Raw genomic sequence first — 26625 nt, 5'->3', positions numbered from 1 at the left:
TTGTTTTGTTAATCTTTGCAATTTCCGGAATGGCGCTCTAGAAGGCGGCATGAACACACAAAGCCACAGCAAAAGCACGTCCCGATCACTGCCAATCGCACTGCTGCGCGCGCGCGAAACTGTCATGGCGCCCATTCGCGACATGCTGCAGGACATCAATCTGACCGAGCAGAAATGGCGCATCCTGCGCGTGCTGGACGAGCTGGGCGAAGTGGAACAAAGCACCATAGCCAACGAAGCCTGCCTGCTCTTGCCCAGCCTCACCCGCATTCTTCGCTCTATGGAGACCGACGGCCAGATTACCCGCCGTCAGGACAGCCAGGACAAGCGCCGCTCGATGGTAAAGATCACCGAGGAAGGTCGCCGGATTCTTGCGAATAACCTTGCAGCTTCGCTGGCCATCTCGGAAAACATCGAGACCCAGATGGGGCGCGAGAAGCTGGATAACCTGCTGGACCTGCTTGAGGAGTTGCAGGCGGTCAAGGTCTGACCCCGCCTTTGAAAGACGGGGTCAACACGCCACCTACAGGCTTGCCAGGCCGGTATCCAGCGCCGACAGGATCTTGGCCACATCGTCCGTAGTGATGACCAGCGGCGGTGACAGGATAATGTTGTTGCCCGACACCCGGACCATCACACCGTCTTCGTAGGCTGCCTTTTGAACCTGCAACGGCTGGTGCTTGGCAATTGGCGTCTTGGTGGCGCGATCCGAGACCAGCTCCAGCGCGCACATCAGGCCTTCGCCTCCGCGCACGTCTCCGATTACGTCATACTTGTCAGCCAGCTTTTGAAGCCCAGCGAACAGCTCGGCCCCACGCGCCGCCGCGTTTTCCCAAACTCGCAGACGGTTGATTTCGGATAGTGCAGCCAGAGCTGCCGCCGCGCCGACCGGGTGGCCGGAATAGGTGTAGCCTTGGTCAACCGACGCCATGCCGGTGGTGTCGCTTTCAAACACCTCGGCAACCGCACCGGAAATCATCGCCGCGCCAAACGGGAAGTAGCCGTTGGTAATGGCCTTGGCGGTCGTCATGATGTCAGGTTGCACGCCCCAGTGACGCGCGCCGCTTTCGCTGCCTGTACGGCCGAATGCTGTGATGATTTCGTCCGAGATCAGCAGGATGCCGTGTTTCGAGCAGACTTCACGCACCATGGGCATAAAGCTCTTGTGCGGCGGGATAACACCGCCTGCGCCAAGAACCGGCTCCATGATGAAGGCGGCGACGGTGTTCGCGCCCTGGAACGCGATCTCGGCCTCCAGCGCCTTGACGCAGAGCTGCGCCAAACGCTCGGGGTTGGTTTCGTCGAACGGGTTGCGATAGGTCCAGGGGGCAGGCACGTGGAAACAGCCCGGCATCATCGGTTCATAAGCCGCGCGGAACTTTTGATTACCGTTGACCGAGGCGGCGGCGAAATGGGTGCCGTGATAACCCTGCTTCAGGCTAATGAACTTGGTTCGCCCCTCCTGGCCTCGCACCTTGTGGTATTGGCGCGCCAGTTTCAGTGCAATCTCAACCGAGTCCGAACCGCCCGAAGTGAAAAACGCACGGGTCAATCCGTCAGGCTCAAAGAACTGCGCCAGTTCGTAAGACAGTTCAATCGCCTTGTCGTTACTGGTCCCGCGAAAGGTCGAGTAATAGGGCAGCGCGTTCAACTGATCGGCAATCGCCTGTTTAACCGGCTCGCAGGAGTACCCCAGATTGACGTTCCACAGCCCGCCCACGGCATCGATGGCCTTGTGACCGTCCACATCAATGATGCTGACGCCTTCACCTCCTGTCAGGATGGTTGGCGGGTTCTTCTGACTGTCGGCAGGATGCGCCATCGGATGCCAGAAGTGGCGCGCGTTGTTTTCCTTAAGAAAGTTCGAGTCTTTCATATCGCGTGTCTCCAGGGATTGTATCCACCGCCAGTCACAGGTGGAACTCGGTTGGATAAGTGTCTGGCATCTGGCCGCCAAAGTTTGCGGTCAGTTCCTTTGAGAGATTGAATAGTGATGTCAAAAGCAGGGAACGCCGCTCATCGGTGGCACGGGCTTCGGGAACGGCGATTGCAATTGTTCCGATCGCAATCTGATCTATGCCGAAGATCGGCGCTGCAAAGCCGAAGACGCCATCCTCGTAACTCCCTTTACTGTTGGCCCACCCTGCCCGGCTGATCTGAGCAATGCGTTGTCGGATCGCATCCGGTTCGGTGAGTGTCTGGTCGGTAAAGCGGGTCAGGGTGTCAGAATCGAGACGCTCGCGAAGAAACGAGGGACCGAAGGTTAGCATGCACAGACCGGAGGCAGTTGCATTGATCGGGATGGTTTCGCTTGGATCTAAGCTTACACGCACGACGTGCTGTGTGGCCTCGACCACCAATGCGGTTTGCAAGTCGTCTTTTTCCAGCAAAGTAAGGTGCAGGCTTTCGCCGACTGCCTGCATGGCCTCCTGCATTTTCTGGCGAGCCCCTTCAAGGCCGGGCTTAGCGATTTCACGTAATGCCGCCAGCCGCAATGCCGCTGGCCCGATTGTGTAGGATTTCGACTGCGGGTTCTGTTCGATCAATCCAAATTCTTCAAGCGCGCGCAGGTGGCGAAGAGCTGTCGCCTTGTTCAGCCCGGACAGCCGCGCAATTTGACTCAGGCCGATATACGGCTGTGAACTTGAAAAGTACTCGAGCATTTTAAGGGCATTTAGCGCTGTACCCATTTGTCGTGCCTCCTCCCGCTGAGGATATATCTGACAGGTTTAAATTAACAACGCAATGTATTTTTTGCTACCTTGGTTCATTATTAAAACCGTTTACGAAGTGCATCCTCTCGGACGGACAGAAACGCCATCGATACTTTCGTAGTTTTTGTGTCGGCCATGAGACCGGGAGTCGACATGCCCGAACTCAATTCGAACCCGGTCGATCCCGTCGGTATCTTCCTGTCTTGTCCCCTCGTGGACGCAACAAGCGAAAATCTGCCATACAGGAATTGGAAGGAACTGGTGGGACACAGTAAGAAAAAAACTGTGCTTCTTGGCCGTTTCCGCTCCGTCACAAATTACCATTGCCACAACCGTCAGCAGCAGGTTCGGTTTTGCGAGCGCAAGCTGCCTTTGACATACCGGACGGTAGCGTCCTGGCTTAAGGGGACGTAGATGAAATCAAAACCACTCCGCATCTTTTTCGTCCCGAACAGGTGGATACTCCGATCATCAAAAGTATCCAACGGATTTAACTGTTTCCGGACACGCCCACGAAGTTTGAACTAAACCCGGATCTATCGACCAATTGGTTCAAAGCCTGAGGCACAGAAGGTAAAGAGGCGCATGATCAGGGTCTTACAACGCTGGAGAATTCATGGCGTCAGGGTTCATCCAAAATCTGGCCCGCGACGACACGTTCAAGTTCAGGTGTAATGGCCAGGACACGGCTGCCCTTTTCAAGCATTTCCGGGACAGAGCGCGCACGCACGCGCCCTCCGGCTTCTCGGATGATGAGAACACCGGCTATTGCATCCCAGGAGTTCAAATGCGCCTCAAAGTAACCTTCTGCCCGGCCCTGCGCGACGGCCATCAGGCTGATCGCTGCTGAACCGTTCCTGCGATACTCCATTTGAGCGCCAATGGTACGCTCAATGAGTGCAAGGTAGTCCTCCAGCGGCCCGCGAGACGAGCGCCCCAACAGCAGCATTGCCTGATCGGGCTGGCTGCAATCCGAAACATGCAGCGACTGGCCATTGCAGAACGCACCCTCCCCTTTGCTGGCCCAGCAGAGTTCATCGCGGCCGGGTGCGAAGATCACGCCAAGCTTGATCTCACTACCTTCGCAATATCCGACCGAGACCGCCCAATCGGGCAGACCACGCATGTAGTTGGCGGTGCCGTCAATCGGATCGACAACCCAAATCGCGTCACCGCGTCCCGTCTGGCCCTCTTCTTCGCCCAGCACAGCATCCGTGGGATAATATTCGGAAATCAAAGCCCGAATTCGGTCTTCGACCTGCCGGTCGGCAACGGTTACAAAATCCTGCAACCCTTTTACCGAAACGAATTCCTTATCCTTTTCCCGATAAAGGTGCAGCGCCAGCTTACCCGCCTCAACAGCCAGGAATTTTGCAAACTCCAGTTTGGTTTCAAATGTCTCAGTCATAACTGCTCAATGTTGTTTTCCGAAAAATTGGGGTCAGCATTTGATTGAAGTGCTGTATTTCCATCTCGGGGTTTTCGATCCGCTCTGACATCTGTCGAACGGCGGCCAGCACCTGTTCTTCGGCATCCTGACGCATGGTCGAAAGTTGATAGGCCCCCCAACCGGCCTGTTCGATGTCATCGCAGCCGACGACCTGTAAGTCGTCTGGAAAACGTACATTCCAATCGGCACGCAACCGATCCATGACACCCATTGCCAACAGGTCGGTCGCGCAAAACACTCCATCAATCCGGTCCAGAGCCAGGCCAACGTTACCGCCAATATCATAACCCGCTGCATAGCTTTGGTTGGCGGATATGAACTCCTTTACTTCGACGTTTTCTGAACTGCACTTGTCTGCAAATGCGTGCGCGCGCCCGGTCACAGAATAGGACGGAGTCTGCGGATGCACGACGGCCAACCGCCCTGCCCCAGACCGCGTGAGCATCGTATAGGCCAGCTCTCCGGCTTGTTGGACGTCGATCTGCACGGTATCGGCGATGTCCTGGTTCTTACCCCTGTTGATCAGCACCAAAGGCGTGCGCAAACGGCGGCATTCCTGAATGATCTTCGGCGATGGCGTGGCAGATGTTACGATAACACCGGCCACATTGTAGTTAAGCATGACCGACAACCATTGTTCGATATCATCGTCCGGCTCGACAGTCAGCAATATTGGGCGGTAGCCGTGACTGATGATTTCCCGAGCTGCAATCCTGACTTGCCGTGATCGAAACGGGGTATCAAGCGAAGACGCCACGATGCCGACCAGATTGGATTGCCGCGTCTGCAAACCGCGCGCCATGAAATTAACGCGATAGCCAAGTTCTTCAGCCGCCTTCAACACCTTCTCGCGCGACTTTTCCGAGATGTTGGCGCCTTCAGTAAACGCACGCGACACCATAGACCGCGACACTCCGGCCCGGCGCGCCACGTCAAAGGAGGTTACTGGCTTTTCGGAGTCTTCCGTCACATCGAAACTCCTTCTTCCCGGCAAATCTCAGCGAAAGCAAATGGTTGGTCGAGGTTGACCAGGTCCGGACCGGCCTCAGCAATCATTTTCAGCACCTCTGAATTGTCACCGGAATAGGCGATCATCACCGGAATACCGCGACGTCGTAGCTCCGGGAAATCAGACCAGTCATCGTCCAGCGTGTATTCCACAAGCGAGGGCGACAGGCAGCTCACCGCATCTTCAAGGCTGTCGAAATCCTGACGACGCATCATGAGATGAGCCTGTTCCGAGATAGCCCTCAAATCTTGCAGGGTTTGCGTCACGAAGGACCAGAAGAAGACCCTATCTTGCATCTCATGGGCGACAACGCGATCCCAGACCAGTTGTGCAGGGGCGGATTTCAACTCGATATAGAGCTTGCGGCCATAGTTTTTGGCCAGGTTCAGCATATCATCCAACGTCGGGATGGGTTCGCCGGTATAGAATGGTGCAAACCATGCACCGGCACTCAGATTGCGAAGCTCGGCAAGTGTACGATCGCAAACCGGACCGGTCCCGGTGGTGGTGCGGTCCAGGGTCGGGTCGTGCAAAACAACCAACTGCTTGTCCGCAGTGATTTGCACGTCGATCTCGACATGGCTGAAACCTGCCGCGAAACACGCGTGGGCTGCTGACAAGGTGTTCTCCGGTGCAATCTTGTTAGCGCCCCGGTGACAGACAATCTGCAGGTCAATGTGGAACCCGATTGGGTTGACCAGCTCAGGACGGTCCGAACAGATGCCCAGCACCGGTTTTGTCCGCAGATCCGCCATGCGGGCCGGGTCTTCCTCGTGCCATAAAACCACTTTCTGCCCAGTTTCGCGACAGCGGGCAAAGAAGGCGTCGTCCAGCAGATCCTGCGGGCGCTCCATCTTCTCCCAGCAAAGATGGATGATGTCCGCTCCAAGGGACGCTGCGAAGGGATCGACCCCGATCGGGATCAGAACCGCAAGCGGGAACGGGCTGTCTGCGGCGCGCAAAGCATTGATCGCTCCGGGATCGAATGCACCGAGGATGGCGCGTTCAATACCGGCCGTCTGCAACATCTCAGAAACCGGCACCGATGCTTCAGGGGCTTTGATATCCGCATAGATGCCACAGTTACGCGCCTGCGCCAAAGCGATGATTTCGGACAACAGAGGCGCTTCGTCATCCCTGACCGCTGCGCGTATATCCGAATAGGTCAGACTGCCGATGGCTCGCCCGTCTGTCAGCACAAAATCATGAAACGCTACGATCTGACTGTCACGCGTCAGATGCAGATCGACCTCCCACATATCCGCGCCCAGATCGGCAGCCAGCGCAAAAGCGTTCAGGGTATTTTCCTGCGCATAAGCGCTGGCCCCGCGATGCGCGATCGACAGGGGACGGGAGGGGGTCAACCAGCCCGGCATCAGATGCGCGTTCCTTCAGGCGTAAAGGCAAGAGCATGATCCGAGGCGATACCCCAGTTCACGGTGTCGCCCAGTTTCAGTCGCGGGCCGGCGGGCTGGATGGACCGTAGTACAGCGCCGTTGGGCAGGGTGACGTTGTACAGGTCTTCCCGCCCCTGCGTTTCGACAAAACTGATCTGGCCTTGCATCCCGGTGCCAAATTGGGGGCCGAAATATTCGGGACGGATGCCCAGTTGCACCTGACCGTTTACCTTGGGCTGCAATGCATCCGAAATCGCGATGCCGTTGTCACCAACACGGAACTGACCATCCACAACTGTGGCATCCAGGAACGCGATCGGGGGGTTACCAAGGAACCCGGCAACAAATGTATCGACCGGGTCGTTGTACATCTGGTCCGGCTCGCTGAGCTGTACGATCTTGCCGTCTTTCATCAGCGCAATGCGGTCGCACATCGACATTGCCTCGACCTGATCATGGGTCACAAGGATGGCCGTGATGCCGGTTTCCAGCTGAATACGCCGGATTTCCGAGCGCATCTCAAGCCGCAGCTTGGCGTCGAGATTGGCCAGCGGTTCGTCCAGTAGAAGCACGTCAGGCTGCCGTACCAGCGCACGGGCCAGAGCCACGCGCTGTTGCTGACCGCCCGAAAGCTGCGCCGGTCGTCGATCCAGCAATTCTGGGATGTGCACCAGCTCGGCGATTTCTCCGACTTTGCGTGTGATCGTCGCATTATCCAGCTTTTGCACGCGCAAAGGGAAGGCGATGTTCTCGCGGATGCTCATGTGCGGGTAGAGTGCATAGTTCTGGAACACCACTCCGACGTTTCGTTTTTGCGATGGCAAGTCCGACACATCCCGATCCCCGAAATGCAGTGTCCCACCATTCATCCGGTGGATACCACAGATGGTGAACAGCGTGGTGGACTTGCCGCAGCCCGAAGGGCCCAGCAGCGCCATCATCTCACCGCTTTCAACGGTCAGGTTCAGTTTGTCGATAACTGTGAGACTTTCGAAGGTTTTGGTGAAGTTTTCGAGCCTAAGTTGCATCAGCCTTTCGAGCCCCCGCCATAGATATTCATGAGTTTCTTCTGGAAAACCAGATAGATCAGGATCACCGGCAGCGCATAGAACAGGCCCACCGATTTGAAGAGGTTGAAGTCGACCTCCAAACTGTCATCCAACAGGAAATACGCCAGATAGGTCGAGAGAACCTGCGCGTCGCTGCCCGGCGCCAGCACCAGTGGCAGGATGAATTCGCTCCACCCCGACAGGAAAGAAAAGATCAGCAGCGCCGACAGACCGGGCTGCACCTGTGGCAGCACCAGCTTGCGCCAGACCATGAACCGGCTGGCCCCGTCCTGTACGCCTGCCATCTCGATCTCCCACGGCACAGTGTCGTAAAACCCCTTCATGACCCAGATGCCGAAGGGCAACTCTAGCGCGGCCTTGACCATGATGACGCCGATCAGTGTGTCGAACAGGCCAAGAAATTGCAGGATCAGAAAAATCGCGATGATCAGGGTGATCGTCGGAAAGGCGTGCAGGATGATGACGCCCGCCAGAAAGAAACGCCGCGCCGGGAAGTTCAGCCGCGACAGTGCATAGGCCGAGGTCAGCGAGGTGGCGCAGACGATGGCTGCTGTGGACCCGGCGAAGATGAAGGTGTTGATCGTTGCGATCCACACCGATCCGCGACCGGTGGTATCATCCCACAGGAACCTCCAATGATGCAGAGTGAACACAGACGGGATCAGGCTGCCAGGCTCGGCATCAGTAACTGTGTCAACCAGAGTAAAGGCGTACATGATCACCAGCGGCAGTGACAGGATGGTCAGCAGTGTGATTACCGGTAACGAGCGGAAGTTCGACGTCATGACAGGCCCCTATTGCTCGATCCGTGGTTTCGCCACGAGGTCTTTGAAGTTGAAGAACCGCAGATACAGCACACTTGTCACAATGCCGATCACCACCAGCACCAGCGCATAGGCCGCACCCAAACCGTATTGCAGGTTGCCGCCATAGTTGTTCAGCGCGGTGTGATAGGCAGCCAACGCCCAGACCTCGGTGGCCCCTCCCGGCCCGCCATCGGTGGCCAGCAGGATGTATTCAAACGACGTTAGCAGAGACAGCGTCTGGTAGGATGAGGTGAACAGGATCGGCCAGCGCAGTTGCGGCAGAATGATATAACGGATCTGTTGCCAGCGGTTCGCGCCATCGACCTCGGAGGCGTAGAGCATCGAGGCTGGGATCGTCTTGATCGCAGACGAAAACAGGATCATCCCCAGGGACGCACCCACAAAGCCGTTTATCAGTATGACCACGATCCATGCGTTGGTTGCGGTGTCCAGCATCCAGTTACGCGGTGCCACGCCAAACAGGCTCATAAAGGATGAGATGATGCCGGTATCCCAAGTCAGCCAATACCACATCAGCACATAGAGAACCGGCGGCAGGATGCGCGGCAGGAACCAGATGGTACGGAAGGTGTTGGCAATCGTCGGCGGCAAGTAGAAGGTCGAGATGGCCAGAAACAGGCCAAAGCCCACATTGAACGAAAGCGTAAGCACCACGTAGAACAACGTGTTCATCGCATAGCGCCATGAACTGTCGAGCGAGAACAGCAGCTTCATGTTCTCGGTGGTCCAGACCCAGCCGGTATAGGCGACTTTGACCAGAATTCTCTGGTCCGCCTCGGGGATGCCCGCTGCTGTCAGGGCGGCGCGAAACTCATCCTTCGTCTGGAACCGTTCGTCCATCACGCTGGAAGTAAACAGTTCTGCCAGAGCCTTGCGCTCCCGGGTCGAGCGGATGCGATTTACACGCAAATCCTTCAGCGCTCGCTCCATGTCGCGGCGCGACGAAAACTGTGCGCCCCCATGCAATGTCGCCAGTTCATCCGCTGTCGCCTGATCGCGCGCTTCGACCAACCGGGCGAGACCGGCCTCGTCCACCACATAGCCCGCGTTTTCCAGTTTGTCATAAGTCTCGTCCGAGACGCTGCTGGCTTTGACCTTGCGCAAATCGGACTGCGTCAGCAGGTATTCGCCTCCTGTAATGCCCGTCGATGTGGACATGTTGGTAAAGGCGAAGAACACCGTCAGGATGACCGGGGCCAGAAAGAACAGCGTTACCACGATCATGGCGGGCGCCAGAAATCCGAACCCAAGCGCGTGGAAGCGGGGCATTGAAATCTCCGAAATAGAGTGACCGGGACAAGACCGCCTGCCCCGGCCAGGGAGGAAAGAACCTACTGAACGATCAGGTTATCGCCCAGCTTGGCGGTCAGTTCAGCCTCAAGCTCAGCCACGGCTTCGGCGGGGGTTTTCACACCGGTCCAGGCCGCTTCGAGCCCTTTGAACATGGCTTCGGAATATGCCCCGTAATCCAGGTTGTTCGGCTGTGCGTTGGCGTTGATCAACAGACGCTCGGTCGCTTCGGATGCCCAGCGGTCATTGGCATAAAGTTCGATATTTGCCTGCTGCTGACCGATGCCCAGATGCGCCGACTTGATCGCGTGCAGCGAGTTCATGCGAGGCTCAGAAGCGATCTTCACAAGTTGCGCGGCGATCTCTTCGTGATCATCGTTTTCCTGATCTGTGACCAGATAGACCAGTGGATGGGTGATTGTGTTTGGGCGGCCACCTTCGTCACCCGCCGGGATCAGCGAGAATTCGATAGTGCCAAAGAAATCCTCATTGCCTTCTTTGCCGGTATAGCGGGCATAGTGCCAGGTGCCGCCATGCCATGTTGCGGCTTTGCCGTTGGCAACTTCGCTGTACCACTGGCCCCAGTCGGTGCCGAGGTGGTTCTTGCGGGTGATGCCCGCCTCAACCGCGTCGGCAAAGAACTGATAGAACCCCTCCATCGCCGCTTTGTCCAACAGCAGCTTGCCGGTTTCGGGATCTTGCAGAACGCCACCAAAGGATTGATAGAACTGTCCCCAGTCCGGGCCGTTGGACGGGCGCGGGTAAAAACCATAGCCCTCATCGACCAGACCCATTTCGACGGCTTTCTTGGCATCTTCCAGAACGTTTTGCAGCGTGTATTGACCTGCCGCGACCTTTGCGGGCAGCGCGGCGATGTCCTCATCCGAATACCCGATGCCGCGCATCGTGTCCTTCCAGAAGAAGAACGGACGGCTTTCCGCATCCTGCGGCAACCCCCACTGAATGCCGTTGTACGCGGCAATCTCCAGCAGGTTGGGGTAGATGTCATTCAGCGGCCAGGCGTCGAAATCCAGATAGTCTTCGGCCGGAACAATGTAGCCCGCCTGGCTCCACGGAGCGATATCCAGATGGCTGGTGACGACGATGTTCGGTGCCGTTCCGGCCTCGGCCGCCAGGGTGACGCCCTGCTTGAACTCCTCCCAACCGCCAAAATCGCGCTTGCCCTCGACGGTGATGTTCAGGTCGCGGCCTTCGATAGCAGCTTCACGCTCCAACATGTCAGCAGCGAGTTCGATGGCATCGATGCGGTAGGCATCCGCATCGTTCGAACCACCGGCCCAGACAGTGATGGTGACGTCTTCGGCCAGCGCTGGCATTGCCACCGCGCAAAGCAGCAGCGCGGCAGTGGTGCGTTTGAGCATTGATTTGGTCATGGATGATCCCCTTTTGATCGACGCGCACTAAGTTTGAACACGTGTGCAAACGCCAGTTATCCTCGATTCATGTAACCAGTGTGACAAAAAGCCAATTTGGGTCCACTTATTGCCCGCAGGGGTGAATGTCGTTGCTATTTTACATAAAAGCTAAGACTCACATCCGCCGACTGGCAAATTGGCTTTCCTCCCTTCCGAGTCAGATGATTGAACACGTGTGCAATATATGTCAACACAAATTCTCGGCTACGGGTGAATCGACTAATTTTCCAATGACCTCGAAAGCCAATAAGAACGACGGGTCAGCCTGCCCAATCTGGTGCTTATAGCAGTCACGACGCCCTGAAATTGGCGGGTTTACCGCAACTTGTCCGGTTTAAACTGCAGGCCCGGGTAACGGTGCACATGCCTTTCTGGCCCAGACTAAAGCAGACGGCGACAACCTCGGGCCAAGTCGTTCCAAAATGTCAGCGTGGTAGGAGTTCAGCCAATCACGCTCAGCATCCGTCAAATGTTCGGGCAGCAGCATATCGGTTTGAATCGGACATAATGTCAGATTCGAAAACTCCAAAAACCCATCTTGGGATCTCACGATCTCAAACAGGTTTTCGATCCGAATGCCGAAACGGCCGGCCTCGTAATATCCAGGTTCGATGGACAGGATCATCCCTGCAACCAGATCGACGGGGTTGTAAGGCTTGCCGATACGCTGGGGATGCTCGTGAACAGAAAGCCGGTGGCCAACGCCATGGCCGGTGCCATGATCATAGTCCAATCCCAGATCCCACAACGGTCGGCGGCAGATTGCGTCAACGTGATGGCCTTGCGTTCCGGGTGGAAAGCGCAGGGTGGCGATGGAGTGAAACGCCTTGAACACCGCTGTATAAGCCCGGTCATACCCGTCAGGCCTGTTTTGACCAAAGGCAAAACTCCGCGTGGAATCCGTGGTGCCGGTTTCATACTGCCCGCCGGAATCCAGTAGGTAAGTACCATCCGGGAGGATAGGCACCGAGTCACCTTCCTTCGTGGCATAATGGCACATGGATGCATTGCCCCCGGCAGCAGAGATCGGGTTAAAACTGTTTTCTAGAAACCCGGGCTGTCCGTGTCGGAAATTAAGCATCGCCTGTTCGGCTTCGCGCTCGGTTATGTTCGAACCGACTGCTGCTTGGCGCGGAACCTCGTCCGCCAGCCAGGCACAAAATTCCGTCCAAGCTATACCGTCCTCGATATGACAGGCACGCATACCTTCGATTTCAACCGGGTTCTTATGGGCTTTGGCGGAAGTTACCAGGCTAGGAGACGGCATCTGCCTGCCACCGGACCTCTCCAGAACAATGCGCACGGCGATGGGCGAAAAATCGGGATCGAATAGGACCCCTTGGCCTTCCTTCGCATGCGCTTCCAAAGTCGGCAGAAAAGCTTCGGGCGCAACAACCTGAACTGTATCCGGAAGATGGTCCGTGACGTTCAGGTCCAGCTTTTGCGAGGCGACAAACCACTGGACTTGCCCTGTGCCATCTGCAATCAAAAATGACTGAGGCACAGGGTTGAAGGCGACATCTGAACCCCGGACATTCAACAACCAAGCAATGTTGTCCGGCTGGGTCTCAACCGACAGACCGGCCCCCTTAGCCCGAATGTTAGCCGCCAGATCATCTATCTTGTCTCTGGCTGTCCTGCCCGATAGCTGCGCGGGAAACGGCTCAATCCTGTTCAGCGGAGCCGGGGGTTGATCGGGCCATACCGCATCAACTGGATTTCCTCTCACAGCGACCAGTTCGCCCCGAGCCAGCGCCCGGGCGAACCGGTCATACAAAACGGACGGAATGTGCATTGCATCAAATCCGATGCGCCAGTCTGGCTGCGCCTGCTCTGCCAGCCAAAACTCCGGCGGATCGTCGAACAGATGCCGATGTGTAAAAAGCGGATCGGGACATTGATTGGCTGCCTGCACCACGTATCGCCCATCAACAAACAAGGCGACGGTTTCCATTGTGACAATCGCCAGACCTGCCGACCCGGTGAACCCGGTAACGTAGGCCAAACGTTCATCGTGCGGGGCCACATACTCGGCCTGATACGCGTCATAGCGAGGCAGAATAAACGCATCCAAGCCCTGCGCCTGCAGTTCGGCACGCAGGGCGGCGACGATCCGGCCACGTTCAGTTTCAGGGACGTCAAGCATGCGCATTTATCTTTTCAACGTGATGGCAGGCCACCTCGCCCCGCCCCTCAAAGGGCAACAAGGCCGGAACCTTTTGTTTGCAAATTTCACTGGCGTGGCGGCAGCGAACGTGGAAGGGACAGCCCGAGGGCATATTGAGCGTCGACGGCAACTCACCCTCCAGCTTGGTGACCTTGCCACGGTCATCGGGGTTCAGCGATGGCGCTGCGGACAGCAGGGCCTGACTGTATGGGTGCGCCGGATGCGAGAACAGTGTTTCACTATCGCCGATCTCAACTATCCGCCCCAGATAGATTACGGCCACTCGGTTAGACACGTGACGGACCAGCCGCAGATCATGGGCAACGAACAAAATCGTCAATTCCAGTTCCTGTTGCAGTTCCAGCAACAGGTTTACCACCTGCGCCTGAACCGAGACGTCCAAGGCCGATACCAGCTCATCTGCGATCAGCACTTCAGGCTCAACAGCAAGCGCACGCGCAATGGCGATGCGCTGACGTTGCCCGCCTGAAAACTCATGTGGCAGCTTGTTCCGGGCGTCACGCGGCAGGCGGACCAACTCCAGCAATTCATCCACTCGGGTAGGGATTTCAGTCTCGGGGCGCATTTCGTGAACACGTAAAGCTTCGGCCAGAATCTGACCCGTCGTCATTCGGGGGTTGAGCGAGGAATACGGATCCTGAAACATCATCTGGACGCGACGGTTATAACTGCGGTCACCGCGTTGGTCGGTGGCAAAGATCTCATGACCGTTAAATCGGATCTCACCATCGCTGGGTTTGTAGAGGCGCACGATACAGCGTGCCAAAGTGGACTTGCCGCAACCGGATTCGCCCACAACGCCCAACGTTTCCCCCCGGATGAGGTCAAGACTGACTCCGTTGAGCGCGTTGACCACGCGGCCTGGGCGGCCCATTGCGACATCGGCCATACTGCGCCCCAGAGGAAAACGCAGATGCAGATCCTGGACTTTTAAGACAGTGCGGGTCATGCGGCATTCCCCTGCGCCTTGGAGATCGGGTTGAAGCAGGCGACCTGCCGCCCGTCTGTGATCAGTGACAGGGGTGGCCGGTCCTGTTCGCAGGGCGCGATGCACGCCGCGCATCGCGGGGCAAAAGCGCAACCTTTTGGCAACACGTCCAGGCTGGGTGGTACGCCCGGCACGGAATAGAGAGGTGTGCGCGGCGGCAGGTTTTCGGGAACAGACCGCATCAGACCAACCGTGTAGGGATGGCGCGGCACACGCAACACATCACGCACCGGCCCTTGCTCAACGATTCGGCCAGCATACATCACCGCCACGTGGTCACAGGTTTGCGCCACCACACCCAGATCATGGGTTACCAGCAGCACACCCATATCCATGTCCTGCGCCAGCCGCAGGATCAGGTCCAGAATCTGCGCCTGAATTGTCACGTCCAGCGCAGTGGTCGGTTCATCCGCCAAAAGAAGTTTCGGGTTTGCCGCCAGCGCGATGGCGATCATCACCCGTTGCCGCATTCCGCCCGAGAACTGATGCGGATAGTCCTTCAACCGTTGCGCGGCAGAGGGGATGCCGACCAGATCCAGCATCTCGATGGCCCGATCCCGGCGCGCAGCTTTGGACAGGTCGGTATGAGCGCGGAGTGTTTCCTCAAGCTGCAGTCCAACCGTCAGCAGCGGATTCAGCGAGGTCATGGGTTCCTGAAAGATCATCGCAATCTCGCGACCCTGGATTTGGCGTAGATCGCGGTCGGGCATCGGGACAAGATCGCGTCCTTGCCAACGTACCTGTCCCGTCACTTCGCCGTAGCGGCGCGCCAGCCCGATGATCGAACGCAAGGTGACGCTTTTGCCAGACCCGCTTTCGCCGACAAGCCCCAGAACTTCTCCACGGGCAACTGAGAAACTGACATCCCGCAAGGCTGGCAGGGCTTGCCCTGAACGGTAGAAGGTCGTGTTCAGACCATCCACCTCAAGGATTGGTGTTTGATGTTCCATACCCTACCCTCGCGGTCTAAGCAGATCGGCCAAACCGTCGCCCAGAAGCGAAAATCCAAGCCCGGTCAGAACGATGGCGATACCCGGCATAAGGCTCAGCCACCAGGCGGTTGAGATAAAATTGCGCCCTTCGGCAATCAGCACACCCCATTCCGCCTGCGGCGGTTGTGCACCCAGACCCAGATACCCCAGCGAAGACCCCAACAGGATCACCAGTGCCATATCGGTCATCCAGTAGACGATGACGGGTGTGATAGCGTTGGGCAGCAGGTGGCGGAAGATGATGCGCCGGTCGGAATAGCCCATGACGATCCCCGCGGCGGCATAGTCATTACCCATCTGAGCAATCACCTCGGCTCGCATCAGACGCGCGTAATAGACCCAGTAGACAACAGAGATGGCGATATACATGTTGATCAGACCCGGACCCAGCACCGCAACCACGGCGATGACCAGAACGAGGAATGGAAAGGTGATGACCGCGTCGACAATCCGGCCAAAGATCATGTCGGCAATGCCCCGGTAATACCCGACCAGCGCCCCAATGATCACGCCGGTCACCAGAGCAAAGACCGTACCAAACACCGCCATCTGCATATTGACCTGATAGGCCCAGATGACACGAGACAGGCTGTCCCGTCCCAACAAATCGGTGCCGAAGGGATGCGCCCACGAGGGGGGCTGTCTCACCGCCAGATAGTCAATCGCGTTCGGATCATAAGGGGCAAATGCGCCGGGAAAGATCGCCAGCAGGATGGAAAAGCCGATGATCAGCAGCCCGGCCAGAAATCCCGGTTTGCGCATGGCAATCCGGAAAAGGGATGGGCGGGCAGTTGTGAACGTTGCATCACTCATTGCAGGCGCATCCTCGGATCAAGTCGGCTCTGGAACAGATCCGTCATCAGAAAGACCAGCGAGACCAGAACCGCAAAAGTCAGGGTCAGCCCCTGAATGAGAGGGTAGTCACGGGCAAAGATCGCTTCGAGCATCAGCCGGCCCATACCAGGAACGGCAAACACGGTTTCAGTGACCAGAGTGCCGCTCATCAGGTTACCTATCGACAGCCCCAATAGCGTGACAGTCGAAATCAGTGCATTGCGTAACACGTGGCGTCCAAGGATCAGACGCGACGGCAAGCCCTTGGCGCGGGCGAATTGCACGTATTCGGCGTCCAGAACCTCGATAATGGCGCTGCGCAGGTTCCGCATGATGATTGCGGATGTGTAAAGCGCAACCGTGACCGACGGTAGAAACAGGTGATAGAGCCGCTCGCCGAACGTATCTCCGTATCCGCCCACCGGGAACAGTCGCAGTTGCGCCGCAAGAAAGGTCAACAAGACCAGACCGATGTAAAAGACCGGCATCGACAGACCGATTTGAAATACCGTGCGGATCACAGCATCAGGCCAGCGTCCACGATTGAGCGCCGCCACAAAGGCCAAAGGACCGGCAATCAGCAGAGACAGGACAACGGAATAGACGGTCAGAAACACGGTAATCGGCAGACGGTCGGCAATCACGTCGATCACGTCCGTCCGCATCAGGATCGACCGGCCCAGATCGCCCTGCATCGTGTTGCTAAGGAACAGCCAGAATTGCACCAGCATCGGCTGGGTCAGGCCCAGCCTTTCCCGGATCGCCTGAATGTCGGCGTCCGAGGCGCGATCACCCGCCATTGCAATCGCCGGATCACCAGGTAACAACCGCACCAGCAGGAAGATGATGATCATGACCAGAAAAAAGGTCGGGATCAGCATCAGGAGCCGTTTCAGAATATAGGACAGGCTGGACACATCGACGCTCCGCAAAGGGCCCCGCCGCACCACGCGGCGAGGCAAGGCTTCAGCTCTTATCGGCTGACCGTGGCTTCATCGAAGATGTTATTGCCAAGTGGTGTCTGAACATAGCCCTCAACCGCCGTTCCCAGCGCGACAGCAAAGGGGGTCTCATACATGAACAGCAAGGGGGCCGCTTCGGCGTAAAGCTCCTGCATCTTTGCGAATTTGGCCTTGCGGGCTTCGGCGTCCATCTCATTCGCGGCCTCTTCGAACAGGGCGTTGAACTCGGCGTTCTCCCATCCTGTACCTACGGCCTTGGCGGTCGGAGTGTAGCCGAGCCAGCCCACAACCTGGCTGGGGTCGTTGACGTCGTTGACCCAGCCATAAGTATGAATGTCGAACTCGCCCGAGCGGTTCTTGGCCCCGCGCGTGGCACCGTCCACCTGCTCGACAACCAGATCAATACCCAGAGGCGCCCACATCTGTTGCAGCGCGGCAAAGATCGTCGCGTCATCGGCGGATCCCGCCAGTGTGGTCAGCGTCACCTCGGTTCCGGGCTGAACACCCGCGTCAGCAATCAGCGCCTTGGCCTTGTCCATGTCATAGGCATAAAGCGGGTTTAGATCCGCGGCGTATTGCGTGGCTTTGGCCATCAGCGGCGAACTCATCGGTTGGCCAGCCCCGTGCAGAACCACCCCGATAAGCGCCTCTTTATTGGTGCCGTAATTGAGGGCCTGCCGCACCCGCACGTCCGCCAGAGGGTTAGCCGACCCGTCGGCCCGGTTGTCACGTGTATTGATCGGCGAATAGATGATCCGTGTGGACGGATAGAGTTGCATGTTGATGTTGGGATCGCTCTCCAGTTCGGCCACGCGACTAAACGGGATGAATTCGGCGGCGTCGACTTCACCCGCCTGCAGGCTCAGGATACGGGTTGCGTCATCGGGGATGATCTCGAAGTGCACACCGTCCAGATAGGGCAGCGCTTTGCCATCCGCGCCCATTCGCCAGTAATGTTCGTTGGCGCAGAAATCCATTGAGGCTCCCTGCTCGAACCCGCACAGGTAGAAGGGACCAGACCCGACCCCGGCAGCTGTGGCTGCAAAAATGGCCGCGGATTTATCCTGATCCGTGTCCCCCGCCGCGGCATCGAAAGTCGCTTTCGAAACGATTGCAGTGTTGAAAGTGGCCAGCATCGACAGGATCGTCGGGTCGGGATCGGTCAACGCAATGGAAACCACGTTCCCGTCCGCCGACACCGATTCGATTGAGCCCAGCAGACCGGCCCAGGGGCTGAGATCCGGATTTCGCGCACGGTCGAGGGAAAACACAACATCCTCGCCGGACATGGGCGAGCCGTCGGCAAACAGGAGACCCTCCCGCAGGGTCAGGGTAACCGTTTTGCCATCGTCGGACAGAGTATAGCTCTCGGCTAACCCAGGCTCGACCGAGTTTCCGTCTGAACTGCCGCGCAGCAGCGTGTCAAACAAGCTACCCACCATCCAGATGTCGGGGTTGCGATCAGCATAAATCGGATCAATCAGACGGGATCCGTCATAACGGGCAAAATTCAGCGTCCCGCCCCGCTCCTGCGCCATCACCGGCAGCGCCAGCGTGGCGGCAACGGTTACTCCCAATACCGTTTTCAAGTTCATTTTCTCTCCTCCCGCAAAATTCTTTGCCTTACTCGCCGGAGAGAATAAGCGATTCTTAGCATTACTAAAGTTTTTTTTAGTATTTGGTGGAAAAAATTTAGCCCCGCCCAAATTGAAGTCGTATTTTCATTACTCCGCCATGAGCCTTGAACGCCCGGTTTCCTTGATCGGAGAGGTCGTCACCCAAAGCTCAACCGCTTCGCTTTCCCCGAGAACAACCGAGAAATGACGAACCGAAGTGTCGTGATGAACCACATCACCGGCGGACAGGATGAAAACCTGCTCACCCAGATGATATTCCAACTGACCGGACAGCAGGTAACAGAACGCCTCTCCGTCGTGGCACATCTTTTCCGACACATGCCCGGGCGGACGATGAACGATCTGCGGGTGAAACAAAGCGCCCGCAAAACCCGGCCCCAGTTTCTCATAAAATCGCCCACGCGTGCCTAAAGAGTATGTTTGCCGCTTATCCTTTGGCACAAATTCTGAAAACACCTCGGGCACACTCAGAAGCTGTTCGATGCTGGTTTGCAGCGCCGCCGCAATGGCCATCAAAGACGTCAGCGACGGAGAGCTAAGCCCCCTCTCCACCTGCGACAGGAAGCCGGTGGTCAGATCGGCGGACTTTGCAACCTGATCCAGCGTCAGCCCCATGGCCTTGCGCCGCCTCCGAATGGCCTGCCCAAGTTCGGTCGGCTTACCTTTTTGTTTGGTTTTGGCACGCTCGGTCGGGGCTTGCATGCTGGGTCTCCTGCGAATTTATCTATGCCAACCATTGAACAGAATAATACCGGGAAGATCAAAATTATTTTTAGTAACGCTGAAATTCGATAAGTGTCACATGCCCACGGCCATAAGAGGTTGCGGTATCCCTACCCAAGATCGGCAGATTCGAATCACGCGGGGTTCAAAGGGGCGCGGAGGGCACTTGGCCGCTCCCGTATCGAGCCCGCAACTTTGAACTCCTCAGCAACTTCTGCAATCTTCCCCGGTTCGTTTCTGCCGATGGCCGGATAATCGCAGATCAAAGGCCGATGTAGTTGTGCGGGGCTTACTCATAGCATCCGCCAGTTGCCACCTTACTAGACTGGCCTCAAGCTATTGATGCAGTTTCACTTTGTTGACCTCAGAATGTCGGCTTCTTTACGTCACGGGCGCTAACCGGTTATTCAAGTCCACTGCCTGAAACCGAAACTCTTTCATTTTGCCGTCTCAGCCTCTTCTTTCCAAAAATATACGCTTCTCCGCAATTTTTTTCGCATTTTTTTGACTAAACCACAAAAGAATGATTGCAAGATTGTGGTTTCAGCATATCGTGGGGTATACCAACGCGCCCAGCTAAAGGCCAATCTTGAGACACAGGAGGAGGTCTTTGAACGACCAGACCAGACCAGCGCTTGCTCAATCGCACCCGGCTCCAACTCAACGTGCTCGCCGGCAGAGGATATTTGAGTTCAAGAAGGACATACCCGGATCCTGGGCCATCTTCCTGGGCCTGTCGGTTTGGGTTCTGTTCTTTGGCATCTGGGAAATCGCAGTTCTCAACGAATGGACCAACCCAATTTTGCTGCCCGGTCCGGGCAAGGTGCTTTCCGCGCTTTACACGCTGTTCGTCAATGACGGTTTTTTCAATGACGTTTTGATAAGCGTCTGGCGCGTGGTGTTCAGCTTTGCTCTGGCCTGTGCCGTGGCTGTACCGCTGGGTCTGCTCATGGGCACGTTCCGGGTGGTCGAAGCCTTTTTCAGCCCCTTTGTATCCGCCTGGCGTTATTTGCCTGCCCCCTCTTTCATTCCGCTACTGCTCATGTGGTTCGGTGCAGGGGACATGCAAAAGCTGTCACTGCTTTTTATCGGCGTTCTTTGGTTCCTGATCACTTTGATTATGGATCATGTCAAAGCCGTACCCTCTGACCTGATCCGCACAGCCATGACCTTGGGCGGGTCGCGCGTTCAAATTCTACGCACGGTGGTCGTACCTGCATCCCTGCCGAATATCATGATCGCGATGCGCCAGATGCTGGCGGTCAGCTGGACGTATCTGGTCATCGCCGAAATCACCGCAGCAGACGCCGGCATAGGCGCAATGATGATGCGGGCCAAAAGATTCCTGCATGTCGACCAGATCATGGCCGGAATTCTGGTGATCGGCATTCTGGGCCTGATGTTCGATTTCCTGCTCAGACAGCTTTATCGGGTCGCCTTCCCGTATCTCGAGGAGAAAACCTGACACCTTTCGCACCGCACCCAAGGCGCAGAAGACGCAGGGGTCCGCCATCCAACAGGAGAAGGAGAAGACCATGAAATTTGCAACTCTACGCTGTGCAGCCGCGGGCGCGGTCATGGCGTTGACGCCGACACTCTCGCAGGCAGCCGAAGACGTGAAAATATCTGGCTTCACCTGGCCAGGATACGGGTTCTGGTACATTGCCATCGAAAAGGGTTTGGCCCCGGACCTGAACATCGACTACCAGGCGATCGAAGACCCTTATGAAAGTTTCAATCTGGTTGCTGCCGATCAGATGGATGTGGTCAGTTCAACGGTCGAGTTCACGCCGGTCGGCATCGCAAGCGGACTACCGATCAAGCTGGTGGCCTTTGGCAACCTGTCCTATGGCACCGACAAGATCGTGGCGGCCCCCGGCATCAGCAGCGCACAGGATCTGGTCGGCAAGGAAGTCGCCGTTCTGGAAGGTGGGCTGTCACAGATCTACGTCGCCATGTGGCTGGAACAGAACGGGGTCGCCTATGACTCTGTCACCTATCGCAACATCATCGCAGATGACGCCTTTGCCGCGATGATCGGCGGCTCGGTTGCTGCGTCAGAGTTCTGGGAGCCCTATGGCGCCAACACGCTCAAAGCGCTGGAAGGGTCAAGCGTGCTTGCCCAATCGCGCGAACCTTACTGGCTGCAACAGGGCGTAATTGCCGACGGGCTGTATATGAGCGACAAGTTCGTGACGGAACGCCGCGACACCGCCAAGAAGACGCTGCAGGCGCTTTATGACGCTATTTCATGGTGGCAGGAGAACCCGACCGAAGGTAACCAGATCATCGCCGACGGAATGAAAATGAGCGTGGCGGATGTTGAGCTGGTTCTGGGCAAAGACGGCAGCCGGACGGACGGTGGGCTGTACGTCTATGACTTCGTGGAAGCGGCACAGTTCTGCGGCGCGGCGCCGGGCAATCCCCCGTTTGATCAGGCGAACGGGCAGATGACCGACCACTGGAATCTGGTCAGTGAATGGTGGGTCAAATTCAACCTGATCGAGCAGGTAAACCCGCCCGAGGCCGGAATCGAGTGCGACTTGCACCGTGAACTCTACGACGCTGGCTATCGCGGCTGAACAAGCAATGCCGGGGCGGTCGCGGGGCCGCCCCGGCTTGATCCTTTACCACTGGAAACTGACATGCCGTTAGATGACACCATCCTCACTGCTCACAATGTCTGCAAGACATTCGGCGGCAAACACCGGGCGGTTGAGGCCCTGCGCGATGTAACATTCTCGGTCGAGCGGAACGAACTGTGCATTCTGCTGGGGCCGTCGGGATGTGGCAAGTCCACACTGCTCAATATCGTAGCTGGGCTCGAGGAACCCACAAGCGGCATGGTGCAGCTGGACGGGCACGAGGTTTTGGGCCCGGCGCGCGAACGGGGCATGGTTTTTCAAAGCTATACCTCCTTCCCGTGGCTAACCGTCATTCAGAATGTTGAATACGGGATGAAACTGAACGGCGTTCCTAAGGAAGAGCGTCGTGCGCGTGCAGAAAAATTCCTGGATCTGGTACATCTGACCCGTTTTCGCGATGCCTATCCCAAAACTCTGTCAGGCGGTATGAAACAGCGCGTAGCTATTGCCCGAACCTTGGCGAACGAGCCGGAAATCCTCTTGATGGATGAGCCGTTCGGCGCATTGGACGCTGAAACGCGCTGGCACATGCAGGAGATGCTGCTGGAGATCGTCGAAACGACCCATACGACCATTCTGCTGGTCACTCACGACATTCAGGAGGCCATCTTTCTTGCCGACAAGATCGTCTTTTTGTCCGCCAATCCGGGCCGGTTGAAAACCATCCTGGATCTGGACTTCAAAAAGGGTGTCGAACTGCACAGCAAAGAGGATCTGATCGCCCTGCCCGGCTACCTGGAATGCGAACGCGAGATCACAGCCCTGATGCGCGCAGAGGCCGCACACAATCCGGACGAACTCTAGGCCAGCGCGGTCTGCAGGATTACCCTTTTTGCGAGCGCTGCTCCCAATTGCGCTTAAGTAGGAACTGGTTCTTGAAATTTCTCAGGCCCAGCATCACCTCGGCATCTACAATGTCTTCGACGCCGTGAATATGCTCCTCCAAAAAGGTTGCGAGGTCGTCAGGTTCGTCGCAGACCAGTTCGACCAAAAGGTCAAACCGTCCTGTGACCCACAAAATGTACACCACGCAGGACACATTACCCAATCGCTCTGCAACGGCGTTCGGTGTCACACCTGGCGCAACCTTCAGGCAGATCATCGCATCCGCCTTGTATTCCGACGCTGACGGGTCCGCGATCGCGACAATACGCAACAGACCGGCCTCTTTCATGGCGTTGACACGGTTTCTCACCGTGCCTTCCGAGACGCTCAGTTTCTGCGCGATTTCGGAGAATGGCATGCGTCCATCAACTTCAAGCATCTGAACGATCTCACTGTTCAGACGTTCTTCGACGGAATGCGTACCTCGGTTACGGGAAGGTTTTTCCGGCTCTGGCTTTCGCGGTATATTCACAACTCTTCCCCTTGTCGCTTCGGTGGTCGGGTTCATTCACACTACTTCCGAACTTTGATCATACGAGGGGTCTGAAAGGAACTTCAAACCCATTTCACAGAATCCGCGGATATCGCCCCAGTCAATCCGCCAAAAGTTCACGTATTCCTGCATCCAATGCCGCCGTGAATCCCGGATCGCTACCGGGGTTGGCCGCGCAATGACCCCACGGCGAGTCATAGGGGCGGAAATCGGCGTTCGGCATATACTGCGCCTCAATCGCGTTATCCGCAGGCGGGAAATACAAATCTTGCGTGCACGGCATCAGAATCGCGCGGGCTTTGATCGCACCAAGGGCCGCCCGGAAATCGCCGTCATAGAGCGGCCCCGCCGAGATATCGCCGGCTTGCCAGGTGGCCAGCTTCGCCAACAGGTTGTTGGCATCCCAGCCTTCGACGTGATCCACCTCCCAATCGACCAGAAGGTCTTCGATGCTGTCGAAACCAATCTGCTTGTACAGGCCCTCGCGATAAAAGGTCTGGGAAAACGCCCAGCCCGCATAAACCCGCCCGAACGCCTTGAGCCCCGCAACCGGTGGCGCATCGTAGTCGCCGCCATTCCAGCTTTGATCGGCGCAGAGCGCGGCCTTAACACCTTCGAGGAACACGAAGTTATGCGGTGAGGTTTTGGCCGAGGCGCAAAACGGCAGGATCGCCTTGACCATATCAGGGTATTGCGCGGCCCACTGATAAGACTGGCATCCGGCCATGGACCAGCCAGCCACCAACGCTATCTGCTCAATTCCCAGGTGGTCGTGAATCAAACGGTGTTGGGCCGCGATATTGTCCCACATCTGCACCAGTGGGAAACGGGGGCCGTCCTGTGGTGCAGGCGAATTTGATGGGGAAGAAGACCGGCCATTGCCAAACAGGTTCGGACTGACAATGAAATGCCTCGCTGGATCGATCGCCCGACCCGGGCCAAAGAACCCTTCACTGCGGGTATTGGTGCCCGTGTAGAAGGTGGGCAACACGACGACGTTGTCCCGCGTAGGCGACAAGGTTCCGTAGGTTTGATAAGCGAGCTTGGCGTCCTTCAAAACTTTTCCGGACAACAACTGAAAGTCACCAAGTTCGAAAATCTTGTGGGTCTGCATGATACAATCACCTGTATTAATGGGTATCTCCGGAACCGATGGGCCCATGATGTTTACACGTTAGTCTAATGACGCGACCCGAACCGAAACCGGTCCGGATCGCAGTTAGTTTTATTCAGCCGCGCCGGGGACATCCCCTTCCGCTCTGGCACGCATTCCGTCCCGGATAACGGCCTTAAACAGGGCAATACCCATCAGAGCCATGACAATCGAGAACGGCAATGCGCCGATAATCATCGCCGTATTGATCGCACCAAGCCCACCGGCCAACAAAAGCGTTCCGATCACCAGTGTCAGCGCAGCGCCCCAGACGACGATGTGTATCTTGGGCTTTTGACGCGCGTCGCCGCCAGCGGCGATAGTGTTGATGATCAAAACGGCCGAGTCAGCCGAGGTCACCAGATAAGTCAGCAGCAGGACCACAATCACGATCGACATCAGAAGCGCCATTGTTGGCGACAACATGAAGTTGATCATCGCGAACAGCTGAGATGAGATGCCAACACCCGTGATGGCGTCTTCGGCACCACCATTCAGCGTCAGGTCAATCGCGGTACCGCCGACAACGGTAAACCAGATAAAGCACATCAGCGACGGTACAATCATGGCGCCCAGCACAAACTCGCGGAATGTGCGCCCGCGCGAGATACGCGCAAGGAACAGACCAACGAAAGGTGCAAACGCAATCCACCAGGCCCAGTAGAAAATGGTCCAGCCGCCCTGCCAGCCAGCCAGCTGACTTGCGACGCTTTCCTCATTTCCGTCGGATTGCCAGACCGTGACCGCCATCGCCGGGAAACTGATGATATAGTCCCAGAGGCCAATTGCCATGCTGCCAAGCGCGAACATCGTCGATCCGAAGATCAGGAAGAACGCCAGCAGGAAAAAGGACAGACCCATATTCAGGTTGGACAGCCACTTGATGCCTTTCCCGACACCGGACAACGCCGAGAGGGTCGAAGCAAGCATGACGATACCAAGCGCGAAGATCATTGCTGCGTTCGTAGGTGCGCCTTCGGCATTCATCATCCAATCCGCTCCGGTGATATTGAACACACCAGATGCAAATTGCGACACGCCATAGCCCAATGTCACCGATACGCCCAAAATCGTTGCAATGACCGACACGATGTCAATCACGTGACCCAGAGGCCCCGAAAGAGACTGACCAAATATCGGGGTCAGCCCCGAGCGAATGGTCAGCGGCAGTCCGCGGGAATAGCTGAAGAATGCAAGGGTCAGCCCGACGATGGCATAGCAGCCCCAGGCAGAGAATCCCCAGTGCATGAACGACCACCGATAGGCGGAGCGAACCGCTTCCTCAGTGCTGCCTTCGGCTAGGCCCATGATCACATCCGGATTGGTACCAAAATGGTATAGAGGCTCGGCCGTAGCATAGGTCAGCATCCCGATGCCGATCCCGGCCCCGAACATCATCGAGAACCATGAAAAATTCGAAAACTCGGGCTTTTCATCCGGCGGCCCCAACTTGATCTTGCCGGTCGCGGGCCAGACGGCCAGCGCCACACATACGACGATGTAGAACGCCATGACATACATGTACCACGAGCCGGTATTGGCATCGATGGCAGTGCGAATGCTTTTCAGGACGTTGCCGGCCTGTTCGGGCCAGATTGCGGCCCAAAGGATCAAAAGCCCGATCAGGATCTTTGATCCCAGGGCAACCATCCTGTTGAAGCCTCGGTAAAACCCATCATCTTCCGTGGCGATGGATAAGTCTGTAATAGGTGGGGTTATTGACATTTTCTTTCCTTCCTGTTGGGGATTTTCCCGTCTTTTTTTGGATCTGTTCGGAAAATGGTTTGCAGCTCTTATCTTTAGAGACCGCATTTTCGATCGCTGCGCGTTTGCGATCTTACTTTGCTATATGCAAAGGGTCCGACGAAGTCTGCGCCGGGCAGTGTTTGAGGGTCAAGGCGGCGATCAGATAGTAGATCTTACCGAAATTCA

At 56.9% G+C, this 26625-nt stretch carries 23 protein-coding genes; 4 read left to right on the top strand and 19 right to left on the bottom strand.

Features of this window, described 5'->3' with window-relative positions; translation table 11 throughout:
- Positions 1-49: 49 nt before the first annotated feature.
- Positions 50-490, top strand: coding sequence for a homoprotocatechuate degradation operon regulator HpaR (gene hpaR / locus GOX66_RS16790; RefSeq protein ID WP_170763892.1), 441 nt, complete (start codon positions 50-52; stop codon positions 488-490).
- Positions 491-523: 33 nt separating this feature from the next.
- Here hpaR and GOX66_RS16785 read toward each other — a convergent pair whose 3' ends face one another.
- The 16 genes from GOX66_RS16785 to GOX66_RS16710 form a co-directional block, all read right to left on the bottom strand.
- The gene (locus GOX66_RS16785; RefSeq protein ID WP_170763891.1) at positions 524-1876 is read right to left on the bottom strand and encodes an aminotransferase class III-fold pyridoxal phosphate-dependent enzyme; all 1353 of its coding nucleotides are present in this window, start codon (positions 1874-1876) and stop codon (positions 524-526) included.
- A 34-nt stretch (positions 1877-1910) separates the two neighbouring features.
- Positions 1911-2690, bottom strand: a complete 780-nt coding sequence (locus GOX66_RS16780; RefSeq protein ID WP_170763890.1) for an IclR family transcriptional regulator — start codon at positions 2688-2690, stop codon at positions 1911-1913.
- A 646-nt stretch (positions 2691-3336) separates the two neighbouring features.
- Entirely contained in the window at positions 3337-4122 is a 786-nt protein-coding gene (locus GOX66_RS16775; protein ID WP_170763889.1) for an inositol monophosphatase family protein, read from the bottom strand.
- Entirely contained in the window at positions 4115-5134 is a 1020-nt protein-coding gene (locus GOX66_RS16770; protein ID WP_170763888.1) for a substrate-binding domain-containing protein, read from the bottom strand. Before GOX66_RS16770 ends, GOX66_RS16775 begins: the two co-directional genes overlap by 8 nt.
- Positions 5131-6549 (bottom strand): glycerophosphodiester phosphodiesterase family protein, encoded by a 1419-nt coding sequence (locus tag GOX66_RS16765; protein ID WP_170763887.1) that lies wholly within the window; start codon positions 6547-6549, stop codon positions 5131-5133. The genes GOX66_RS16770 and GOX66_RS16765 overlap by 4 nt, the downstream gene beginning before the upstream one ends.
- On the bottom strand, positions 6549-7598 hold the full coding sequence (locus tag GOX66_RS16760) for an ABC transporter ATP-binding protein (RefSeq protein ID WP_170763886.1): 1050 nt from the start codon (positions 7596-7598) through the stop codon (positions 6549-6551). The genes GOX66_RS16765 and GOX66_RS16760 overlap by 1 nt, the downstream gene beginning before the upstream one ends.
- Positions 7598-8425, bottom strand: coding sequence for a carbohydrate ABC transporter permease (locus GOX66_RS16755; RefSeq protein ID WP_170763885.1), 828 nt, complete (start codon positions 8423-8425; stop codon positions 7598-7600). The genes GOX66_RS16760 and GOX66_RS16755 overlap by 1 nt, the downstream gene beginning before the upstream one ends.
- A gap of 9 nt (positions 8426-8434) precedes the next feature.
- Positions 8435-9736 carry a carbohydrate ABC transporter permease gene (locus tag GOX66_RS16750; RefSeq protein WP_170763884.1) on the bottom strand — a complete coding sequence of 434 codons (1302 nt, stop codon included), beginning with the start codon at positions 9734-9736 and terminating at the stop codon, positions 8435-8437.
- A gap of 62 nt (positions 9737-9798) precedes the next feature.
- Positions 9799-11151, bottom strand: coding sequence for an ABC transporter substrate-binding protein (locus GOX66_RS16745; protein WP_237212646.1), 1353 nt, complete (start codon positions 11149-11151; stop codon positions 9799-9801).
- Between the two features lie 376 nt (positions 11152-11527).
- Entirely contained in the window at positions 11528-13339 is a 1812-nt protein-coding gene (locus tag GOX66_RS16740; RefSeq protein ID WP_170763883.1) for an aminopeptidase P family protein, read from the bottom strand.
- Complete coding sequence (locus GOX66_RS16735) at positions 13332-14330, bottom strand: ABC transporter ATP-binding protein (RefSeq protein WP_170763882.1); 999 nt, start codon at positions 14328-14330, stop codon at positions 13332-13334. The genes GOX66_RS16740 and GOX66_RS16735 overlap by 8 nt, the downstream gene beginning before the upstream one ends.
- Positions 14327-15319 carry an ABC transporter ATP-binding protein gene (locus tag GOX66_RS16730; RefSeq protein ID WP_170763881.1) on the bottom strand — a complete coding sequence of 331 codons (993 nt, stop codon included), beginning with the start codon at positions 15317-15319 and terminating at the stop codon, positions 14327-14329. The genes GOX66_RS16735 and GOX66_RS16730 overlap by 4 nt, the downstream gene beginning before the upstream one ends.
- 3 nt (positions 15320-15322) lie before the next feature.
- Complete coding sequence (locus GOX66_RS16725) at positions 15323-16174, bottom strand: ABC transporter permease (protein WP_170763880.1); 852 nt, start codon at positions 16172-16174, stop codon at positions 15323-15325.
- Positions 16171-17112 carry an ABC transporter permease subunit gene (locus tag GOX66_RS16720; protein WP_170763879.1) on the bottom strand — a complete coding sequence of 314 codons (942 nt, stop codon included), beginning with the start codon at positions 17110-17112 and terminating at the stop codon, positions 16171-16173. The genes GOX66_RS16725 and GOX66_RS16720 overlap by 4 nt, the downstream gene beginning before the upstream one ends.
- 56 nt (positions 17113-17168) lie before the next feature.
- Entirely contained in the window at positions 17169-18752 is a 1584-nt protein-coding gene (locus tag GOX66_RS16715) for an ABC transporter substrate-binding protein (RefSeq protein ID WP_170763878.1), read from the bottom strand.
- A gap of 129 nt (positions 18753-18881) precedes the next feature.
- A complete protein-coding gene (locus GOX66_RS16710) occupies positions 18882-19496 on the bottom strand; it encodes a helix-turn-helix domain-containing protein (protein WP_170763877.1) in 615 nt (204 codons plus the stop codon).
- 631 nt (positions 19497-20127) lie between these two features.
- Here GOX66_RS16710 and GOX66_RS16705 point away from each other — a divergent pair.
- From GOX66_RS16705 to GOX66_RS16695, 3 genes are all read left to right on the top strand, one after another.
- Positions 20128-20982 carry an ABC transporter permease gene (locus GOX66_RS16705; protein ID WP_237212645.1) on the top strand — a complete coding sequence of 285 codons (855 nt, stop codon included), beginning with the start codon at positions 20128-20130 and terminating at the stop codon, positions 20980-20982.
- A gap of 70 nt (positions 20983-21052) precedes the next feature.
- Positions 21053-22099 carry an ABC transporter substrate-binding protein gene (locus tag GOX66_RS16700; RefSeq protein ID WP_170763876.1) on the top strand — a complete coding sequence of 349 codons (1047 nt, stop codon included), beginning with the start codon at positions 21053-21055 and terminating at the stop codon, positions 22097-22099.
- Positions 22100-22162: 63 nt separating this feature from the next.
- Positions 22163-22966 (top strand): ABC transporter ATP-binding protein, encoded by an 804-nt coding sequence (locus GOX66_RS16695; RefSeq protein WP_170763875.1) that lies wholly within the window; start codon positions 22163-22165, stop codon positions 22964-22966.
- A gap of 19 nt (positions 22967-22985) precedes the next feature.
- On the opposite strand, the gene GOX66_RS16690 is transcribed toward GOX66_RS16695, so the two are convergent.
- The 3 genes from GOX66_RS16690 to GOX66_RS16680 all read right to left on the bottom strand — a co-directional run bounded on the left by GOX66_RS16690 (position 22986) and on the right by GOX66_RS16680 (position 26418).
- Entirely contained in the window at positions 22986-23519 is a 534-nt protein-coding gene (locus GOX66_RS16690; RefSeq protein WP_336509496.1) for an Lrp/AsnC family transcriptional regulator, read from the bottom strand.
- Positions 23520-23640: 121 nt separating this feature from the next.
- Positions 23641-24654, bottom strand: a complete 1014-nt coding sequence (locus tag GOX66_RS16685; protein ID WP_170763874.1) for an alpha/beta fold hydrolase — start codon at positions 24652-24654, stop codon at positions 23641-23643.
- 111 nt (positions 24655-24765) lie between these two features.
- Positions 24766-26418 (bottom strand): BCCT family transporter, encoded by a 1653-nt coding sequence (locus GOX66_RS16680; RefSeq protein WP_170763873.1) that lies wholly within the window; start codon positions 26416-26418, stop codon positions 24766-24768.
- Positions 26419-26625: the final 207 nt, after the last annotated feature.

Origin of the sequence: Ruegeria lacuscaerulensis, from assembly GCF_013031245.1 — a bacterium.
Taxonomy (GTDB): Bacteria; Pseudomonadota; Alphaproteobacteria; order Rhodobacterales; family Rhodobacteraceae; genus Ruegeria; species Ruegeria lacuscaerulensis_C.
This window is presented reverse-complemented; position numbering and strand designations above follow the sequence as displayed.

Excerpts from the sequence above, each read along its gene's own strand:
- GOX66_RS16715 (WP_170763878.1), bottom strand. The coding sequence starts at position 18,752 with ATGAACTTGAAAACGGTATTGGGAGTAACCGTTGCCGCCACGCTGGCG.
- hpaR (WP_170763892.1), top strand. The coding sequence starts at position 50 with ATGAACACACAAAGCCACAGCAAAAGCACGTCCCGATCACTGCCAATC.
- GOX66_RS16710 (WP_170763877.1), bottom strand. The coding sequence starts at position 19,496 with ATGCAAGCCCCGACCGAGCGTGCCAAAACCAAACAAAAAGGTAAGCCG.
- GOX66_RS16750 (WP_170763884.1), bottom strand. The coding sequence starts at position 9,736 with ATGCCCCGCTTCCACGCGCTTGGGTTCGGATTTCTGGCGCCCGCCATG.
- GOX66_RS16760 (WP_170763886.1), bottom strand. The coding sequence starts at position 7,598 with ATGCAACTTAGGCTCGAAAACTTCACCAAAACCTTCGAAAGTCTCACA.
- GOX66_RS16685 (WP_170763874.1), bottom strand. The coding sequence starts at position 24,654 with ATGCAGACCCACAAGATTTTCGAACTTGGTGACTTTCAGTTGTTGTCC.
- GOX66_RS16680 (WP_170763873.1), bottom strand. The coding sequence starts at position 26,418 with ATGTCAATAACCCCACCTATTACAGACTTATCCATCGCCACGGAAGAT.
- GOX66_RS16775 (WP_170763889.1), bottom strand. The coding sequence starts at position 4,122 with ATGACTGAGACATTTGAAACCAAACTGGAGTTTGCAAAATTCCTGGCT.
- GOX66_RS16745 (WP_237212646.1), bottom strand. The coding sequence starts at position 11,151 with ATGACCAAATCAATGCTCAAACGCACCACTGCCGCGCTGCTGCTTTGC.
- GOX66_RS16735 (WP_170763882.1), bottom strand. The coding sequence starts at position 14,330 with ATGACCCGCACTGTCTTAAAAGTCCAGGATCTGCATCTGCGTTTTCCT.
- GOX66_RS16725 (WP_170763880.1), bottom strand. The coding sequence starts at position 16,174 with ATGAGTGATGCAACGTTCACAACTGCCCGCCCATCCCTTTTCCGGATT.
- GOX66_RS16780 (WP_170763890.1), bottom strand. The coding sequence starts at position 2,690 with ATGGGTACAGCGCTAAATGCCCTTAAAATGCTCGAGTACTTTTCAAGT.
- GOX66_RS16765 (WP_170763887.1), bottom strand. The coding sequence starts at position 6,549 with ATGCCGGGCTGGTTGACCCCCTCCCGTCCCCTGTCGATCGCGCATCGC.
- GOX66_RS16695 (WP_170763875.1), top strand. The coding sequence starts at position 22,163 with ATGCCGTTAGATGACACCATCCTCACTGCTCACAATGTCTGCAAGACA.
- GOX66_RS16785 (WP_170763891.1), bottom strand. The coding sequence starts at position 1,876 with ATGAAAGACTCGAACTTTCTTAAGGAAAACAACGCGCGCCACTTCTGG.
- GOX66_RS16755 (WP_170763885.1), bottom strand. The coding sequence starts at position 8,425 with ATGACGTCGAACTTCCGCTCGTTACCGGTAATCACACTGCTGACCATC.
- GOX66_RS16700 (WP_170763876.1), top strand. The coding sequence starts at position 21,053 with ATGAAATTTGCAACTCTACGCTGTGCAGCCGCGGGCGCGGTCATGGCG.
- GOX66_RS16730 (WP_170763881.1), bottom strand. The coding sequence starts at position 15,319 with ATGGAACATCAAACACCAATCCTTGAGGTGGATGGTCTGAACACGACC.
- GOX66_RS16740 (WP_170763883.1), bottom strand. The coding sequence starts at position 13,339 with ATGCTTGACGTCCCTGAAACTGAACGTGGCCGGATCGTCGCCGCCCTG.